At 71.3% G+C, this 15,723-nt stretch carries 18 protein-coding genes; 6 read left to right on the plus strand and 12 right to left on the minus strand.

Annotation, left to right across the window (positions count from 1 at the left end; all coding sequences use genetic code 11):
* The first annotated feature begins 12 nt into the window (after window positions 1–12).
* Complete coding sequence (locus SM450_RS16390) at window positions 13–453, plus strand: ArsI/CadI family heavy metal resistance metalloenzyme (RefSeq protein WP_474620586.1); 441 nt, start codon at window positions 13–15, stop codon at window positions 451–453.
* A 118-nt stretch (window positions 454–571) separates the two neighbouring features.
* On the opposite strand, the gene SM450_RS16395 is transcribed toward SM450_RS16390, so the two are convergent.
* A complete protein-coding gene (locus SM450_RS16395; RefSeq protein ID WP_281586744.1) occupies window positions 572–1,153 on the minus strand; it encodes a Uma2 family endonuclease in 582 nt (193 codons plus the stop codon).
* A 230-nt stretch (window positions 1,154–1,383) separates the two neighbouring features.
* Between SM450_RS16395 and SM450_RS16400 the strand changes: the two genes are divergently transcribed.
* The 4 genes from SM450_RS16400 to SM450_RS16415 all read left to right on the plus strand — a co-directional run bounded on the left by SM450_RS16400 (window position 1,384) and on the right by SM450_RS16415 (window position 4,551).
* A complete protein-coding gene (locus SM450_RS16400) occupies window positions 1,384–1,890 on the plus strand; it encodes a toxin-antitoxin system HicB family antitoxin (RefSeq protein ID WP_474620587.1) in 507 nt (168 codons plus the stop codon).
* A gap of 70 nt (window positions 1,891–1,960) precedes the next feature.
* Complete coding sequence (locus SM450_RS16405; protein WP_474620588.1) at window positions 1,961–2,803, plus strand: DUF4097 family beta strand repeat-containing protein; 843 nt, start codon at window positions 1,961–1,963, stop codon at window positions 2,801–2,803.
* 12 nt (window positions 2,804–2,815) lie between these two features.
* Window positions 2,816–3,751, plus strand: a complete 936-nt coding sequence (locus SM450_RS16410) for an ATP-binding cassette domain-containing protein (RefSeq protein ID WP_474620589.1) — start codon at window positions 2,816–2,818, stop codon at window positions 3,749–3,751.
* Window positions 3,748–4,551, plus strand: coding sequence for an ABC transporter permease (locus tag SM450_RS16415; RefSeq protein WP_474620590.1), 804 nt, complete (start codon window positions 3,748–3,750; stop codon window positions 4,549–4,551). The genes SM450_RS16410 and SM450_RS16415 overlap by 4 nt, the downstream gene beginning before the upstream one ends.
* Before the next feature lie 27 nt (window positions 4,552–4,578).
* Here the strand turns inward: SM450_RS16415 and SM450_RS16420 are convergent, their stop codons facing one another.
* Genes SM450_RS16420 through SM450_RS16440 form a run of 5 tightly spaced genes read right to left on the minus strand, consistent with a single transcriptional unit; the run spans window position 4,579 to window position 7,303 of the window.
* A complete protein-coding gene (locus SM450_RS16420; RefSeq protein ID WP_474620591.1) occupies window positions 4,579–5,073 on the minus strand; it encodes an N-acetyltransferase family protein in 495 nt (164 codons plus the stop codon).
* A 10-nt stretch (window positions 5,074–5,083) separates the two neighbouring features.
* The gene (locus SM450_RS16425) at window positions 5,084–5,815 is read right to left on the minus strand and encodes a class I SAM-dependent methyltransferase (RefSeq protein ID WP_474620592.1); all 732 of its coding nucleotides are present in this window, start codon (window positions 5,813–5,815) and stop codon (window positions 5,084–5,086) included.
* A gap of 41 nt (window positions 5,816–5,856) precedes the next feature.
* Window positions 5,857–6,573, minus strand: coding sequence for a SanA/YdcF family protein (locus SM450_RS16430; RefSeq protein WP_474620593.1), 717 nt, complete (start codon window positions 6,571–6,573; stop codon window positions 5,857–5,859).
* A 27-nt stretch (window positions 6,574–6,600) separates the two neighbouring features.
* Complete coding sequence (locus tag SM450_RS16435; protein WP_281586752.1) at window positions 6,601–6,963, minus strand: PH domain-containing protein; 363 nt, start codon at window positions 6,961–6,963, stop codon at window positions 6,601–6,603.
* Between the two features lie 31 nt (window positions 6,964–6,994).
* Entirely contained in the window at window positions 6,995–7,303 is a 309-nt protein-coding gene (locus SM450_RS16440; protein WP_474620594.1) for a 4a-hydroxytetrahydrobiopterin dehydratase, read from the minus strand.
* Window positions 7,304–7,544: 241 nt separating this feature from the next.
* Here SM450_RS16440 and SM450_RS16445 point away from each other — a divergent pair, with 241 nt between their 5' ends.
* A complete protein-coding gene (locus SM450_RS16445; RefSeq protein ID WP_282284651.1) occupies window positions 7,545–7,934 on the plus strand; it encodes a (deoxy)nucleoside triphosphate pyrophosphohydrolase in 390 nt (129 codons plus the stop codon).
* A gap of 131 nt (window positions 7,935–8,065) precedes the next feature.
* Here the strand turns inward: SM450_RS16445 and SM450_RS16450 are convergent, their stop codons facing one another.
* From SM450_RS16450 to SM450_RS16475, 6 genes are all read right to left on the minus strand, one after another.
* A complete protein-coding gene (locus SM450_RS16450) occupies window positions 8,066–9,136 on the minus strand; it encodes a succinate dehydrogenase/fumarate reductase iron-sulfur subunit (RefSeq protein ID WP_474620595.1) in 1,071 nt (356 codons plus the stop codon).
* On the minus strand, window positions 9,136–11,049 hold the full coding sequence (locus tag SM450_RS16455) for a fumarate reductase/succinate dehydrogenase flavoprotein subunit (RefSeq protein ID WP_474620596.1): 1,914 nt from the start codon (window positions 11,047–11,049) through the stop codon (window positions 9,136–9,138). The genes SM450_RS16450 and SM450_RS16455 overlap by 1 nt, the downstream gene beginning before the upstream one ends.
* 10 nt (window positions 11,050–11,059) lie before the next feature.
* Window positions 11,060–11,866, minus strand: a complete 807-nt coding sequence (locus SM450_RS16460; protein ID WP_474620597.1) for a hypothetical protein — start codon at window positions 11,864–11,866, stop codon at window positions 11,060–11,062.
* Window positions 11,867–12,075: 209 nt separating this feature from the next.
* Window positions 12,076–13,473 carry a TldD/PmbA family protein gene (locus tag SM450_RS16465; protein WP_474620751.1) on the minus strand — a complete coding sequence of 466 codons (1,398 nt, stop codon included), beginning with the start codon at window positions 13,471–13,473 and terminating at the stop codon, window positions 12,076–12,078.
* A 53-nt stretch (window positions 13,474–13,526) separates the two neighbouring features.
* Window positions 13,527–14,960 (minus strand): TldD/PmbA family protein, encoded by a 1,434-nt coding sequence (locus SM450_RS16470; RefSeq protein ID WP_474620598.1) that lies wholly within the window; start codon window positions 14,958–14,960, stop codon window positions 13,527–13,529.
* Between the two features lie 33 nt (window positions 14,961–14,993).
* Window positions 14,994–15,542: a Uma2 family endonuclease gene (locus SM450_RS16475; protein WP_474620599.1), complete on the minus strand. Its 549-nt coding sequence runs from the start codon at window positions 15,540–15,542 to the stop codon at window positions 14,994–14,996.
* Between the last annotated feature and the right edge of the window lie 181 nt (window positions 15,543–15,723).

Genomic DNA, 15,723 nt, shown 5'->3' on the forward strand with positions numbered 1-15,723 from the left:
TCGGAGGCACCCATGTCCCGTGTCCAGCTCGCCCTGCGCGTGTCCGACCTCGAAGGCTCCGTGGCCTTCTACGCAAAGCTGTTCGGCGTCGAGCCGGCGAAGCGTCGCCCCGGCTACGCCAACTTCGCGATCGAGAACCCGCCCCTGAAGCTCGTCCTCCTCGAAGGTGAGGGGGACCAGCCCACCGTCATGGACCACCTGGGCGTCGAGGTGGCGAGCACCGACGAGGTCAACGCCGCGACCAGTCGCCTCACCGACTCCGGCCTGATCACCCTTGCGGAGAACGACACCGAGTGCTGCTACGCCCTCCAGGACAAGGTCTGGGTACGCGGCCCCGGCGACGAGCCGTGGGAGGTCTACACCGTCAAGGGCGACTCGGGCCGGTTGGACAAGGCCACCGAGAGCGCGTGCGGCACCCCGGCCACCAGCGGAGCTGCCTCCACCTGTTGCTGATCGTCACGCCCGAGCGCGCCCGCCTCCGATCGGAAGGCGGGCGCGTGGCGCTGTGGGCGCACGGGATAGGTGCACCGCTCCAGGGGCGACGCCATGGCCTGCTCGGCGACGGCGCCCCTCAGCGACTGCGGCCGGGCACCAATCCCAGCAGATCGATCTTGACCGCAAACGGCGTCGCGGTGTGTAGTTCGCGTCGATGGATTCCGGTCGGTGCATACGACCGAGTGGGACTGTCGATCTCGTAGGTGTGGACCACCGGTGATCCGTCCTCGTCCTCGACCCGCCAGTAGTTCGCGATACCCGCTTCCGCGTACTTGCGCAGCTTGACGCTGCGGTCCCGATGCGCCGACTCGGGCGAGACCACCTCCACGACCAGGAGCGTCTCCTCGGGCGTGTAGAAGGTGCGGGACGGGTCGTAGGGCGCCGTCGTGGCAAGTAGATCGGGCTCGGGGCGATTCCATCTGTCGAGCCGGATCGTGATCTCCCGGTCGACCTCGACGCCGGTCGGTGCCTGCTCCGTCAGGGCGTTCACCAGCGCGGTGACCATCCGGGCGTGCCAGACCCGTTGGGGAGACATCATGAAGACGAGTGCTCCGTCGATGAGTTCGGTGTGACGCGGTGCTTCGGTGAGCTGGTCCAAGTCCTCGGAGTACCAGCCCTCCGGGCGAGGCGGGCGCATCCACTCGGGCACCGCAGTCATGACCTCATGCTAGCGCTCGGCAACGGCCCGGCCTGCGCGCTCATCCTGCCGGCGTGCCGGATGGGCAATGCCAGCGTTGCGGCACCGGCGAATGCCGCCGTGGCCTCACGATGACGCCACGGAATGGACGACGTTTGAGCAGCAACGATTCCTTGCACCGATGTCACCGCGTGCCAAAGTGATGCCATCTAGGCTTGCCGTGGTGCCATGCTGTGTGCCACAGTAGTGCCATGGACTTGACCTCGTATGTGAGCAACCTCGGGCGGGAGTTCGCCGCCCTCGCCGAGGCCGGCGGTGAAGAATCGCGTGCACTGGTCGAGCGCCTGACCGGGCCGCTGGAGTCGGCGATCCGGATGACCCTGCTTGACGCGCTGTCGGCCGCCGCCGACGAGATCACCCGGGAGCTGGCACCCGGCTCGGTGGAGCTTCGCCTCCGCGGCCGGGATCCGGACTTCGTCGTGACGGCGCCGCCCGCCGAGCCGCTCCACGCCGCGCCCGAGGAGAGCACGGCGCCCGACATCGACCTGCCGATCGCCGAGGACGGTCCGGTCGCCCGGATCAACGTCCGGATGCCCGAGCAGCTCAAGGCCGCGGTCGAGGAGGCCGCCGCCGCGGAGGGCCGGTCGGTCAACGCCTGGCTGGTCCGGGCCGCCGCCGCCGGCCTGCCCCGGGCCGACCGGGAGCCGCGCCACGGCGGCAAGCGGGCCCAGCAGCGCCTGACCGGCTGGGTGCACTAGACCGCACCGCACCTCTCACGTCCCCCTGACCTGCGGGGACGACCCACCGACCCGGAATGCGGGGACAACCATGCCTACTTTCGACACGCCCGAATCGATCACCGTCACGATGGAACTCGGCGTCGCGTCCGTGTTCATCGCCGCCGGCGACCGCGCCGACACCGTGGTGGAGGTCCGCCCGAGCAACGCCGACGACGAGTCCGATGTGCAGGCCGCCGCGCAGGTACGCGTCGACTTCGCCAACGGCGCGCTCCAGATCACCGGCCCGAGGCGAAGTGGCTTCGACTTCTCGAAGAAGAGCAGGTCGGTGGACGTCTCCATCGAACTGCCGAGCGATTCCCGGCTGTCCGCGCACCTGCTGATGGGCAACGTCAGCAGCACCGGCCGGCTCGGCGAGAGCCGGGTGAAGACCACAGGCAACATCCGGCTGGAGCGGACCGGGCCGCTGCGCCTGCACACCGGCGCCGGCCACATCGCCGTCGACGGGGTCACCGGCGACGCGGAGATCTCCACCGGCTCCGGTACGGTCCGGGTCGGCCCGGTCGATGGCGCCGTGGCGGTCAAGAACTCCAACGGGAACACCACGATCGACGCGGTCACCGGCGACGTACGGGTGCGCAACGCCAACGGCGCCATCGAGGTGGCACGTGCCGGCGCCGGCGTCGACGCGAAGACCTCGAACGGCGGCATCCGCGTCGCCGAGGTGGCGCGTGGCTCGGTCGTGCTCGGCACGGCCATGGGCGACCTGGACGTCGGCATCGCGGCGGGCACCGCCGCCTGGCTGGAGGTCAACACCGGCTTCGGGCAGGTGCACAACCTGCTGGAGAGCACCGCCCGGCCCGGCGACGCCGAGGAGACCGTCGAGGTGCGCGGCAGCACCTCCTACGGCGACATCACCATCCGCCGGTCCTGAGGGAGGACGACCATGACCATGAACCAGATCGCCGTCACCGGATTACGGAAGTCGTTCGGCGACCACGTCGTGCTCGACGGCATCGATCTGCGCGTACCCGAGGGAACGGTCTTCGCGCTGCTCGGCGCGAACGGCGCGGGCAAGACCACGACGGTGCGGATCCTGTCCACGCTGCTCGCCGCCGACGGCGGCGAGGCCCGGGTCGCCGGGCACGACCTCGCCCGCGAGCCCGACGCGGTACGCGCCGCGATCGGCGTCACCGGGCAGTTCTCCGCGGTCGACAGGCTGCTCACCGGCGCGGAGAACCTGCGCCTGATGGCGGACCTGCACCACCTGAGCCGGGGCGAGGGCCGGCGGCGCGTCGCCGGGCTGCTCGACCGGTTCGGCCTGACCGACGCGGCCGGCAGACCGGCGTCCACCTACTCCGGCGGGATGCTGCGGCGGCTCGATCTGGCGATGACGCTCGTCGGCAGCCCGCGCGTGATCTTCCTGGACGAGCCGACCACCGGGCTGGACCCGCGCAGCCGCCGCGACATGTGGCAGATCGTCCGCGACCTGGTGGCCGACGGCGTCACCATCTTCCTGACCACGCAGTATCTGGAGGAGGCCGACGAACTGTCCGACCGGATCGCGGTCCTGGACCACGGCCGGGTGGTCGCCGAGGGCACGGCCGAGGAGTTGAAGCGCCGCATCCCCGGCGGGCACGTCCGGTTGCGGTTCGCCGACCCGCAGGGTCTCGACCAGGCGGTACGGGTGCTCGACCGGGCCACACGGGAGCCGGACGCGCTCGCCCTGCGGGTGCCCGGCGACGGCAGCCTGCGCTCGCTGAAAGCCCTGATCGGCCGGCTCGACGACTGTGGCATCGAGGTCGACGAGATGTCCGTGCACACTCCCGACCTCGACGACGTCTTCCTCGCCCTCACCGACCGGAAGGTGACCACGCCATGAGCACCCCCGCCCTCGCCGACCTCCGCTTCCACCCGCTGCGCGACTCGGCGACGATGCTGCGCCGCAACCTCAGGCGCATGCTGCGTTACCCGTCGATGACAGTGATGCTCGTCGGCATGCCCGTGGTCTTCCTGCTGCTCTTCGTCTACGTGCTCGGCGGCACGCTGGGGGCCGGGCTGGGCAGCGGCGGCGGGCGCGCCGAGTACGCCAACTACGTGGCGCCGGCGATCATCCTGATGACCGTGGCGGCCACGGTCCAGGGAACCGCGATCTCGATCGCCATGGACATGACCGAGGGCATCATCGCCCGGTTCCGCACCATGCACATCGCCCGGGTGTCGGTGCTTACCGGACACGTCCTCGGCAGCATGATCCAGGCGGCGGTCAGCCTGACCGTGGTGATCGGCGTGGCGTTGCTCGTCGGCTTCCGCCCCACCGCCGGTCCGGCCGGTTGGCTGGGCGCGGTCGGCCTCCTCGCGGCGGTGACGTTCGCGCTTGTCTGGTTGGCCGTCGCGCTCGGCCAGGTGAGCGAGAGCGTGGAGACGGCGAGCAACCTGCCCATGCCGCTGATCCTGCTGCCGTTCCTCGGCAGCGGGTTCGTGCCCACCGACTCGATGCCGGCCGGCCTGCGCTGGTTCGCCGAGTACCAGCCGTTCACCCCGATCATCGAGAGCCTGCGCGGGCTGCTGATGGACGAGCCGATCGGGCCCGACGGCTGGATCGCGCTCGGCTGGTGCGCCGCCATCGCACTGGGCGGCTACCTCTGGTCCAGGCGGCTGTTCAACCGCGAGTCGCGCTAGACCCGGCGCGTAACCCCCGGTCCGCCGTCAGCGGATCCGGGGGCTGCGTCGTTCGATGAGCGTGACGTCCCGCCAGATGCCGTGGTGACGGCCGATCCGCTCCCGGGTGCCGACCACCCGGAACCCGCGGGCCGCGTGCAGGGCCAGGCTCGCGGTGTTCTCCGGGAACACGCCGGACTGGATGGTCCAGACGCCGGCCGCCTCGGTGGAGGCGATGAGCGCGTCAAGCAGCATCCGGCCGACGCCCCGGCCCCGCGCCTCGGGGTGCACGTAGACGGAGTGCTCGACCACACCGGCGTAGACGCACCTGTCGGAGACCGCCGAGCAGGCCACCCAGCCGAGCACCCGCCCGGCCGGGTCGAGCGCCACCCACAGGTGGCCGGGTAGCCGGCCGGCGGTGAACCGGTCCCAGCCCGGCGGCTCGGTCTCGAACGTGGCGTCGCCCTCGTCGATGCCGAGGCGGTAGATCTCCAGCACGGCGTCGGCGTGCGTGTCGTCCATCGCGGCAATCGTCACTGTCATCGGCGGAACGTTATCCGAGGCGGTAGACGGAGATGTGCGCCCGGCTGTCCGCGTCGAACGGGGTCCGGTCCCAGTCGGCGTACCGCTCGGCGAGGCGGAGCCCGGCCCGCTCCGCCATCTCGTCGATCTGCTCCGGCCAGGCGTAGCGCATCGCGAACGGCCAGAGGCGCACGCCCTCGGCGTCGAACGTGATCGTCTGACGCACGAACGTCTGCGCCGCCCGGTCGTGTTGATGCATCCGGATGGTGGCCGAGTCCTCGGTGACCTCCCGGACTTCGACCTGCTCGTCGCGGTCGATGTCGGCCCGCTCGGGCACGTACGTCTCGATCACGAACGCCCCGCCGGGGGCCAGCACCCGGGCGACGTTGCGGAAGCACGCCGCCTGGCGCTCCGCGTCGACCAGGTTGAACAGCGTGTTGAAGACCAGGAAGACCAGACGGTACGGCCCGGACACCGGAACATCGGCCATGTCGCCGATGGCGACCGGCATCTGCTCGCCGCCCGGCTTGGCGCGGAGCCGCGCCACCATCTCCGGGGACGCCTCCACGCCCTCCACGGTCAGCCCTCGGGCGGCCAGGGGCAGGGCCACCCGGCCGGTGCCGACGGCCAGTTCGAGCACCGGACCGCCCTCGGCCAGGGGCGCGAGGAAGTCGACCGCCGGTGCGGGGTCGGGATTGCCAGGGTTGTCGTAGGTGGCGGCCCAGAGTCGGCCGAAGTGGCCGGGATCGTCGAAGACGGACATGACGCCAGCAGACCAGCGACCGTCCCCGGTGGACAAGCGGATTACCGCGCCCGCAGCGCGTCGTCCACCCCGGTCTCGCGGCGGCCGAGGTGCACCGGATCCCGGCCGGAGAGCACGTCCGCCGCGGCCTTCACGCTGGCGCCGTACTCCCGGGTGGCGCTGATCCGCCACTGCCCGGCGAACCGGCGGACGGTGTCGTCCCCGACGCCGTTGGCGTCGACGCCGACGTGCCGGCAGAGCGCCACCGCGCGGGGCAGGTGGAACGACTGGGTGACCACTGTGGCCCGGCGCACGCCGAAGACCCGCCGGGCGCGGACGCACGAGTCGTAGGTGTCGAAGCCGGCGTGGTCGAGCACCACCTTCTCCGCCGGCACGCCCCGGTCGACGAGCCAGCGGCGCATGGCGTCCGGCTCGTCGTAGTCCCAGTTCATGTGGTCGCCGGAGACCAGGACCACCTTGACCTTGCCGGCGGCGTAGAGCTGGCGGGCGATGTCCAGCCGGGCGGCCAGGAACGGTGACGGGACGCCGTCGGCCTCCACCTTCGCGCCGAGCACCAGGGCCACCGGCGCGTCCGGCACGTCGGCGGCGGTGAACACGTGCCCCCGGGCGTCGCCGCGGATCCAGGCCACGCTCGCCGCGGTCGCCGCGGCCAGCAGCACCACGCCGGCCGCGGCGACCAGGAGGAGCCGGCGGATCAGGCGGACGGCCCGCCGGTGGGTGGCGCGCCAGGCGCGCCAACGTTCGATCAGCCCCCGCATGCCGGCGATTGTGTCACGACCGTCCGGTCAGGAGATGTGGTGCAGGATGACGTTGTGGACGTGGTGGCTCTTGTCCGCGCCCCGGAACTCCACCTCGTAGGTGTGCGCGCCGACGTGCACGGCGATCGAGCCGGTGGAGAAGAACGAACCGCCCCAGGACTTGTTGCTCACCACGCTCACGCTGGTGATCTTCGAGTACGGGATGCTGGTGATCGCGTACCGCTTGCCGACGAAGGAGCGGTCCTGGATGATCACCCGCCGGTCGGTCAGGCCGATGAAGCCGGTGCCGGTGCCGACGGCGTCGTACACGGCGATGATCTGTTCACCGGGCAGCAGCCCACTCTGGATCTGCTGGAACTGTTCCTTGCGGTCGTACGTCGGACCAGACATGTCCTCGACGGTAGGGCAGGCGCGCCAGCGCTCAGTGCTCGGTGACCGCCCGGACCGCGTCCTCGATGCGCGCCGCCAGCAGAACCTCACCCTCGGTGAGGGGCTCGCCGTCGTCGTGCCCCAGCCTGATCTGGGTGCGGTCGGCCCGGCGGCTGATCTCGGGGCGCAGGCGGAGGGCGTCGGCCACCACTGCGACCCGCTCGGTGAGTGCGGCGTGCTGGGTGTCGTCGAGGACCAGCGTGCGGCGGATCCGCTCGCCCTCGCGCGTCCACCCGGACAGCAGGGCGAGTGCGTCGCTGAGATAGTCGTGCTTCGCCCGGCTGCTGAACAGCACGCGCATCACCGCACCTCCCAGGCGTCGTTGTTGCCGGCTTGTGGCCAAATCGTCGCCATCCCGTGTCCCAGTCGACGCCCTCTAGTCTGTCGTCGCACAGATGGTGTGTCCACGCCCACACTTCCGTGTTCTGCTGGCCTGATGGCCGACTCAGCTACCCAAACCGCCGATTGATCTGGCACGCTTGTGGCCCGTGCGGACCGAACGGTTTAGCGAGGGCGGGCAGGCCGACCGGCGGGAGCCGAGAGTGGTCGTCGGAGCGGCGATCATCGTGGCCGGCCGGGTCCTCGCCTGCGAACGCTCCTCGCCCCCGGAGGTGGCCGGCCGGTGGGAGTTCCCCGGTGGCAAGGTCGAACCGGGGGAGACCGAGACCGACGCGCTGGCCCGGGAGTGTGCCGAGGAGTTGGGCGTCCGGGTCGCGGTCGGCGCGCGGGTCGGCCGGGACGTGCGGATGGCGCACGGCCGGTCCGTCCTGCGGATCTACGCGGCCCGTCTGCTCCACGGCGACCAGCCGACCGCGCTGGAGCACGCCGAGCTGCGCTGGCTCTCCGCGGCCGAACTGGACAGCGTCGACTGGCTCCCGGCCGACGTGCCGATCGTGCCCGCGCTGCGCCCCCTGCTCGCCGCCCCGTCCTGAGCCGCGCCGGCCGGGCTCGCCGTCCCCTGAGCCGCGCCGGCCCGGACCGCCGCCGAAGCGGACAGCCGGTCGGAAACGGGACGGGGGCCGGCGGCGTGTGCCGCTGGCCCCCGTCATCGTCGTGCCGCTGCTCAGTGCTTCGGCTCGTCCTGCTGCGGATGGGCGAAGTTGAGGTGCTCCGCCGGCAGCGGGAACTCCACGTCGTCGCCGAACGGCGACGGCGCGGCGGCCCGGTCGAAGGTCAGCTCGGTAAGCGGCAGCCGGCCGCTGGCGTCGACCGCCGGCGCCGTCGGGTGCGGCACCTCGCGCTGCCAGTTGACGCCCTGCTGCGCCTGGCGCTCGGTGCCGCTGTCGTGCGAGCCGCCGGCGTGCGAGTGCACCCCGCCGTGGGCCGCGCCGGCGGTCACCGCGCCGCTCGAATGCCCGCTTGTCGCGCTGGTCTGAGGCACCTGACCCCTCCGGAAGATCTTGTTACCGAGCCACACAAGGGGATCGTACCTGCGGTCCACGACCCGTTCCTTCATGGGGATGATCCCGTTGTCGGTGATCTTGATGTGCTCGGGGCAGACCTCGGTGCAGCACTTGGTGATGTTGCAGAAGCCGAGGCCCATCTCGGACTGCGCGTACTCCTTGCGGTCGGTGCGCGCGTCGAGCGGGTGCATGTCCAGCTCGGAGGCGCGGATGAAGAACCGGGGACCGGAGAACGCCTGCTTGTTCTCGTCGTGGTCGCGGATCACGTGGCAGACGTTCTGGCAGAGGAAGCACTCGATGCACTTGCGGAACTCCTGCGAGCGCTCGACGTCGATCTGCTGCATCCGGTAGTCACCTGGAGCCACGTCCGCCGGTGGCGCGAACGCCGGGGTCTCCCGGGCCTTCTCGTAGTTGAACGAGACGTCGGTGACCAGGTCCCGGATCACCGGGAAGGTGCGCAGCGGGGTGACCGTGACGGTCTCCGCCTCCTCGAACGTCGACATCCGCGTCATGCAGCCCAGCCGCGGCTTGCCGTTGATCTCCATCGAGCAGGAGCCGCACTTGCCGGCCTTGCAGTTCCACCGGCACGCCAGATCCGGCGCCTCGGTGGCCTGGAGCCGGTGGATCACGTCGAGGACGACCTCGCCCTCGTTCACCTCGACCGTGTAGTCCTTGAGGTCGCCGCCGGTCTCGTCACCCCGCCAGATGCGGAACTGTCGCTTGCTTCCCATCAGTTGCTCGCCTCCTCGGTGAGGGCGTCGAACTCGGCGAGTTCCTCGTCGGTCAGATATTTGGACAGCTCGGCCCGGTCGAAGAGCCCGATCAGCTCCGGCCGCATCTTCGGCAGCGGCTTGTGGGTCAGCCGGACGGCGTCACCGTCAAGCGAGCAGACCAGGTTGACCGCCCGCCACCTCGGGTCCATCGCCGGGTAGTCCTCCCGGGTGTGGCCGCCGCGCGACTCCTGCCGCTCCAACGCCGCCTTCGCGGTGCACTCGGACACCACGAGCATGTTGCGCAGGTCGAGCGCCAGGTGCCAGCCCGGGTTGTAGCGCCGGCCGCCGACCGCGCTCACCTTCGCCACCCGCTCCCGCAGCTCGGCCAGCCGGCCCAGCGCGTCGGCCAGCTCGCCCTCCCGCCGGATGATGCCGACCAGGTCCCCCATCACCACCTGAAGGTCCTGCTGGAGCTGGTAGGGGCTCTCGCCGGTGTCGCGCTGCAACGGCGCCAGCGCCGTCTCCACCGCGGCCTCCACCGCCGCCACCGGCACCGCCGGGCGCGCGGTGAGCCCGTCGGCGTACGTCGCGGCGTGCCCGCCCGCCCGCTTGCCGAAGACCAGCAGGTCGGACAGGGAGTTGCCGCCGAGCCGGTTGGAGCCGTGCATGCCGCCGGAGACCTCACCGGCGGCGAAGAGCCCGCGTACGGTGCCCGCCGCGGCGCCGGTGTCCGGGTCCACCTCGACGCCACCCATCACGTAGTGGCAGGTCGGGCCGACCTCCATCGGCTCCTTGGTGATGTCGACGTCGGCCAGCTCCTTGAACTGGTGGTACATCGAGGGCAGCCGGCGGCGGATCTCCTCCGCCGACTTGCGGGAGGCGATGTCCAGGTAGACGCCGCCGGCCGGCGTACCCCGGCCCTCCTTGACCTCGCTGTTGATCGCGCGGGCGACCTCGTCGCGGGGCAGCAGCTCCGGCGGACGCCTGTTGTTGTCCGGGTCGGTGTACCAGCGGTCCGCCTCCTCCTCCGTCTCCGCGTACTGCTTGCGGAAGACGTCCGGGACGTAGTCGAACATGAACCGCTTGCCGTCGGAGTTCTTCAGTACGCCGCCGTCGCCGCGCACCGACTCGGTGACGAGGATGCCCTTCACCGAGGGCGGCCACACCATGCCGGTCGGGTGGAACTGGAGGAACTCCATGTTGATGAGCGTGGCCCCGGAACGCAGCGCCAGCGCGTGGCCGTCACCCGTGTATTCCCAGGAGTTCGAGGTGACCTTGTAGGACCTGCCGACACCACCGGTGGCCAGCACCACGGCCGGCGCCTCGAACAGGACGAACTCGCCGGACTCCCGGTAGTAGCCGAACGCCCCGGCGACGCGGTCGCCGTCGAGCAGCAGCTCGGTGATCGTGGTCTCGGAGAAGACCCGGATGCGCGCGTCGTAGCTGCCGAACTCGCGCTTGTCCTCCTGCTGAAGGGAGACGATCTTCTGCTGGAGCGTGCGGATCAGCTCCAGGCCGGTCCGGTCGCCCACGTGCGCCAGGCGCGGATATTCGTGGCCGCCGAAGTTGCGCTGCGAGATCTTGCCGTCCTTCGTCCGGTCGAACAGCGCGCCGTACGTCTCCAGCTCCCAGATCCGCTGCGGCGACTCCTTGGCGTGCAGCTCGGCCATCCGGAAGTTGTTGAGGAACTTGCCGCCCCGCATGGTGTCCCGGAAGTGCACCTGCCAGTTGTCCCGCGAGTTCACGTTGCCCATCGCCGCCGCCGCGCCGCCCTCGGCCATCACCGTGTGCGCCTTGCCGAACAGCGACTTCGAGATGATCGCGGTCTTCTTACCGGCCAGCCGGGCCTCGATCGCCGCGCGCAGGCCGGCGCCGCCGGCCCCGATCACGACGACGTCGTAGTGGTGTCGTTCGATTCGCGTCTCAGTCATGTCCAGGCTCTCAGTTGATGAACCGCAGGTCGTTGAACCAGCCGGCGGCCACGGCCATCACGTAGAAGTCGGTGAACGCCAGGGTGCCCAGGGTGATCCAGGCGAGCTGCATGTGCCGGACGTTCAACCACGACACCCCGGTCCACGCCTTGTAGCGCACCGGGTGCTTGGAGAAGTGCTTGAGCCGGCCGCCGATGATGTGCCGGCAGGAGTGGCAGGAGATCGTGTACGCCCAGAGCATCACCACGTTGACAAGCAGCACGATGTTGCCCAGGCCGAAGCCGAAGCCCTCGGGCGAGTGGAAGGCGTAGATCGCGTCCCAGGTGTTGATCAGCGAGATGATCGCGGCGGCGTAGAAGAAGTAGCGGTGCAGGTTCTGCCCGAGCAGCGGGAACCGGGTCTCGCCGCCGTAGGACTGGTGCCCGTCCGGCACCGCGCAGGCCGGCGGCGACAGCCAGAACGACCGGTAGTAGGCCTTGCGGTAGTAGTAGCAGGTAAGCCGGAACAGCAGCAGGAACGGCAGGGTCAGCGCCGCGTCCGGGATGATCCACCAGCCGGGCAGGAAGCTGCCGAAGTGCGAGGAGCCCTCGACGCACCGCTCGGTCACACAGGGCGAGTAGAACGGCGTCAGATAGTGGTATTGGTCGACCCAGTACCACTTGTGCATGAAGACCCGGACGGTCGCGTAGATGACCCAGGCGCTGAGCCCGACGACGGTGATCAGTGGCGCGAGCCACCAGCGGTCGGTCCGCAACGTCTTCGCCGCGATGGCGGCACGCGCCCGCGCGCCCCGCGGTCTCGTTGCCGTTGATGTCATTTCGAGTCATCTCCCTGACGTCACTGTCACGTCCTGCGCACACGCGGGACCACGCCCCGAAACCGGCGCGGTCAAGTGACACACGTTACGCCGATCTTCACGGCCCGGCCGCGCAACGCAGTGTCCCGTGTGTCCCGCTGGTTGGAAAGCCCCGAATCATGATCAAGATGCGCGGCGCGCCGACCGGTCACCTGGCGGAGCCGACCGGTTCAGCCGGACGCGCCGCCGGTGAAGTTCCACGAGGCCAACCGCAGCGCCGGCGCCTCCGACCAGGACCCGTCGACCCGGTCCGGCTGGCGGACCGGACGCCGGCCCAGGCCGAGCACCCGACCCGGCCCCAGCGCACGCGGGTAGGACTCGGTGAACCGGAAGTCGCGCACCGCCCTGGTCGGCACGCCGTCCTCGATCAGCCACACGCCGTTGCGGGTCAGCCCGGTGATGACCAACTGCTTCGGATCCAGCACCCGCGTGTACCAGAAGTCGCTCACCAGCAACCCGCGCCGCACGCCGGCGACCAGGGCCGCGGTGTCCGGGTCGCCCACCGCCCCGGTCACCCCGGCGCTCACCGGCCCGGCCGCGACCCCGCCGGCCGGGCTCGCCGCCGGCAACAGGCGTACGTTGCGCGCGATCGGGCCGAACGTCGAGCCGCCGGGCATGCCGTGCCCGGTGGACCCGGCGCCCGCCTCGGCCCCGCTGCGCCGGTCGTGCGCCACGGCCCGGGTGGTGCCCGCCTCCACCAGGGGCAACGCCCGCCGGGGCATGCCCTCCAGGTCGAACGGCAGCGTCGAGGCGTGCAACGGGTCGTCCACAAGCGTCACCGCCGGATCGAACTGGGCCGTGCCCGGCTCGGCGAAGGACTGCCCCTCGGTGTGCCGCTTGCCGTTGAAGCCGTACCAGGCGAGGTTCTGCAGCAGGTCCGCCACGGCGGCCGGCTCCAGCACCACCTCGTAACGCCCCGCCGGCAGCTCGACCGGATCGGTCGCGGCCCGCGCCTTGGCCGCCGCGTGGGCGCCGAGCGCGGCCCCGTCCAGGTCGTCGAGGCGGTCGGCGCAGTGCCGGGCCACCCCGTCCGCGCCGCCGGTGCGGGCGATGCCGTCGATGGCCGCCTCGGCCGCCTGACCCACCGCCGAGTGCCCGGCGGAGTTGGCGAACGCCCCGGACCGGTACGCCGTGCGGCAGTAGCCGGCCGCCTCCAACCCCTCGACCGCGTCCACGAACGCGCGTACCCGGGTGGCCCGGTCGTCGGGGGACGCGAACGCGGTGGCCTGGTCGACGGCCGGGCCGGACGGCGTCGGGGCCGGCGCGGTGAGCCCCGGCCAGGCCGGGTCGAGCGGGGCGAGCCGGACCGCGGCCCGGGTCCGCTCGACAAGCCTGGCCAGCCCGACCGGGTCGACCCGGCTGCCGCCGCCCGTGGCGGTCCGGCCGTCGACGTGCAGCCGCAGGTGCACGCCGGTGCCGGTCTCGGCCATGTTCTGGTGGATGAACGAGTTGGCGAAGCGGGTCAGGGCCAGCTCGGAGCGGGTCACAAGCACCTCGACCTCGGCGGCCGGGCCGGCCGCGCGCCGGACCAGCTCCACCACCCGGGCGGCGAGATCCCGCTCGCTCACGCTGTGCTGGCCGGGCGTGCCCTCACGGCCCTCGCTCCGCTCGGTGCGTTCGCTCACGCGCGCACCCCCACCCGGACGCCGCGGAACCGGGCCGGCGCGGCCGGGTGACCGGTGTGCCCGATCTGGCCGGGCTGCCCCTTGCCGCAGTTGGGCGTGCCCCAGGCGACGCTCTCCGAGGAGAGCATGTCCATCGAGCGCCAGAAGACCGGCCCGATGCCGGTGTAGGTCGGGTTGCGCAGCATCCGCCCCCGCCGGCCGTTGCGCACCTCCCAGCCGACCTCGCAGCCGAACTGGAAGTTGAGCCGCTTGTCGTCGATCGACCAGGACCTGTTGATGTCCATCAGCACCCCGTCGTCGGTGGCCGCGATGATCTCGTCGAGCGTGTGCGGGCCCGGTTCGAGGCCCACGTTCGTCATCCGCACCATCGGCAGCCGGGCCCAGCCGTCGGCGCGTACGCTGCCGCCGTGATCCAGGCCGGCGACGGCGGCCGAGTCGCGGCCGGCGAGCACGCCCACCCACCGGCCCTCGCGGACCGCGTCCCGCCGGACCGCCGGGGAGCCCTCGTCGTCGAAGCCGAAGCTGCCGAGCGCGCCCGGGATGGTCGGGTCGATCGTCACGTTCATCAGCTCGGAGCCGTACCGCAGCGAGCCGAGGCGGGTCAGGTCGAGCCAGGAGGTGCCGGCGAAGGCCGCCTCCCAGCCGAGGATGCGGTCCAGCTCGATGGCGTGCCCGACCGACTCGTGGATCTGCAGCGCGAGCTGCTCGCCACCGAGGATCAGGTCGGTCTCGCCGGCCGGGCACTCCGGCGCGGTGAGCAGCTCGCGGGACTCCTCGGCGATCCGGGCGGCGTGCGCGCCCAGGTCGAGCGTGGTGACCAGCTCCCAGCCGGTGGTGCCGTACTGCCCCCGATAGCTCGGGTAGGACCGGCGTTGCGTCTCGCCGTCGCCGATCGAGGTGGCCGAGATGCCGCCGCCGCACTCCCGGATGTGCTGGTCGATCCGGTGGCCCTCGCTGGAGACGAACCACTTCGTGGTGTCCCAGATCTGGTAGAGCCCCTCGGCCAGGTCGGCGCCGTGCTCCCGCATCGTGGCCGTGGCGCCGACGAGCAGGTCACCCTTTGTCGACAGCGGCACCCCGAGCGGATCGACCGCGCACTCCGAGGCCCAACTCGCCACCGCGGCCTCGACCGGCACCAGGTCGATCGGCGGGCCGGGAACCCGCGCGCTCGCGGCGGCGACCGTCGCGGCGCGACGGCCGGCGTCGCGGGCCGTGGCGTCGGACAGCTCGGGTACGGCGTTGAAGCCCCACCCGGAGCCGACCAGGGCGCGGACCCCCAGCCCGATGCTCTCGTGCTGGGTCAGCTCCTCGACGTCGCCGTTGCGGGCCGACATCGACTCGTGGCGGCGGTGCATCACCCGGGCGTCCGCGTAGCGGGCGCCCGCGTCGAGGGCGGACTGCACGGCGGCGGTGGCCGCATCGAATCCCATGCGTCCGACCCTAGGCGAGCGCACCGACATCCGTCAGGGGACGAGATCCTCCGGCCGGATCGTGGCCCGGACGGGTTCGGACAGCTCCAGCACGTCGCCGGGCTTGGTCACCGACACCACCCGGTAGTGCCGCCCCTGCCGCCGGTAGAGGTGCAACGTGCCGTTCTCCTGCTCGACGAGCAGGTACCACTCGATCTCGGCAGCGGCGTAGTAGTGCATCTTGAGCACCTTGTCGGTGGCCGCGTTGCTGGGCGAGATGACCTCGCAGACGAGCCGCACGTCCCGCGCCTCGATCATCGGCTCGTCGAAGTCGATCGGTTCCGTGACGACCAGATCGGGAATGGGGATCCGGCCCGGCCTGAGCCGGACGTTCACGGTCTCCAACAGTTCCAGGCCCACGCGCCGCGCCGCGCCTTCCAGCAGGTTGCCGAGGTTGCGTTGGATTCGCTGGTGTCGTGGGGTCGGCGCCGGCGTCACGTGAAGGCTCCCGTCGAAGAGTTCGACGCGTTGCCGCGTCTCGTCGAGGGCGAGGTATTCCTCTTCGCTCCATGGGCCGTCGTGGCCGAACACCGCCGCGGTCATGGTCACCTCCACCTCGTGCCGGCGGGAATCGTCCCGTGGTCGCCACGGCCATGGTCGCACCTCGGGTGCGACGACGGGGGCGGTGATCCCCAGTTGCGACGGTGAATGTCCCAGGTGAGGGCTGTTCAGGTCGGAAACCCAGTCGTTACGCTCTGACCGCTGACAGGCCGCTCGATGTAGC

The organism is Micromonospora marincola (genome assembly GCF_056150385.1).

Excerpts from the sequence above, each read along its gene's own strand:
- SM450_RS16390 (WP_474620586.1), top strand. The coding sequence starts at position 13 with ATGTCCCGTGTCCAGCTCGCCCTGCGCGTGTCCGACCTCGAAGGCTCC.
- SM450_RS16395 (WP_281586744.1), bottom strand. The coding sequence starts at position 1,153 with ATGACTGCGGTGCCCGAGTGGATGCGCCCGCCTCGCCCGGAGGGCTGG.
- SM450_RS16400 (WP_474620587.1), top strand. The coding sequence starts at position 1,384 with ATGGACTTGACCTCGTATGTGAGCAACCTCGGGCGGGAGTTCGCCGCC.
- SM450_RS16405 (WP_474620588.1), top strand. The coding sequence starts at position 1,961 with ATGCCTACTTTCGACACGCCCGAATCGATCACCGTCACGATGGAACTC.
- SM450_RS16410 (WP_474620589.1), top strand. The coding sequence starts at position 2,816 with ATGACCATGAACCAGATCGCCGTCACCGGATTACGGAAGTCGTTCGGC.
- SM450_RS16415 (WP_474620590.1), top strand. The coding sequence starts at position 3,748 with ATGAGCACCCCCGCCCTCGCCGACCTCCGCTTCCACCCGCTGCGCGAC.
- SM450_RS16420 (WP_474620591.1), bottom strand. The coding sequence starts at position 5,073 with ATGACAGTGACGATTGCCGCGATGGACGACACGCACGCCGACGCCGTG.
- SM450_RS16425 (WP_474620592.1), bottom strand. The coding sequence starts at position 5,815 with ATGTCCGTCTTCGACGATCCCGGCCACTTCGGCCGACTCTGGGCCGCC.
- SM450_RS16430 (WP_474620593.1), bottom strand. The coding sequence starts at position 6,573 with ATGCGGGGGCTGATCGAACGTTGGCGCGCCTGGCGCGCCACCCACCGG.
- SM450_RS16435 (WP_281586752.1), bottom strand. The coding sequence starts at position 6,963 with ATGTCTGGTCCGACGTACGACCGCAAGGAACAGTTCCAGCAGATCCAG.
- SM450_RS16440 (WP_474620594.1), bottom strand. The coding sequence starts at position 7,303 with ATGCGCGTGCTGTTCAGCAGCCGGGCGAAGCACGACTATCTCAGCGAC.
- SM450_RS16450 (WP_474620595.1), bottom strand. The coding sequence starts at position 9,136 with ATGGGAAGCAAGCGACAGTTCCGCATCTGGCGGGGTGACGAGACCGGC.
- SM450_RS16455 (WP_474620596.1), bottom strand. The coding sequence starts at position 11,049 with ATGACTGAGACGCGAATCGAACGACACCACTACGACGTCGTCGTGATC.
- SM450_RS16460 (WP_474620597.1), bottom strand. The coding sequence starts at position 11,866 with ATGACATCAACGGCAACGAGACCGCGGGGCGCGCGGGCGCGTGCCGCC.
- SM450_RS16470 (WP_474620598.1), bottom strand. The coding sequence starts at position 14,960 with ATGGGATTCGATGCGGCCACCGCCGCCGTGCAGTCCGCCCTCGACGCG.
- SM450_RS16475 (WP_474620599.1), bottom strand. The coding sequence starts at position 15,542 with ATGACCGCGGCGGTGTTCGGCCACGACGGCCCATGGAGCGAAGAGGAA.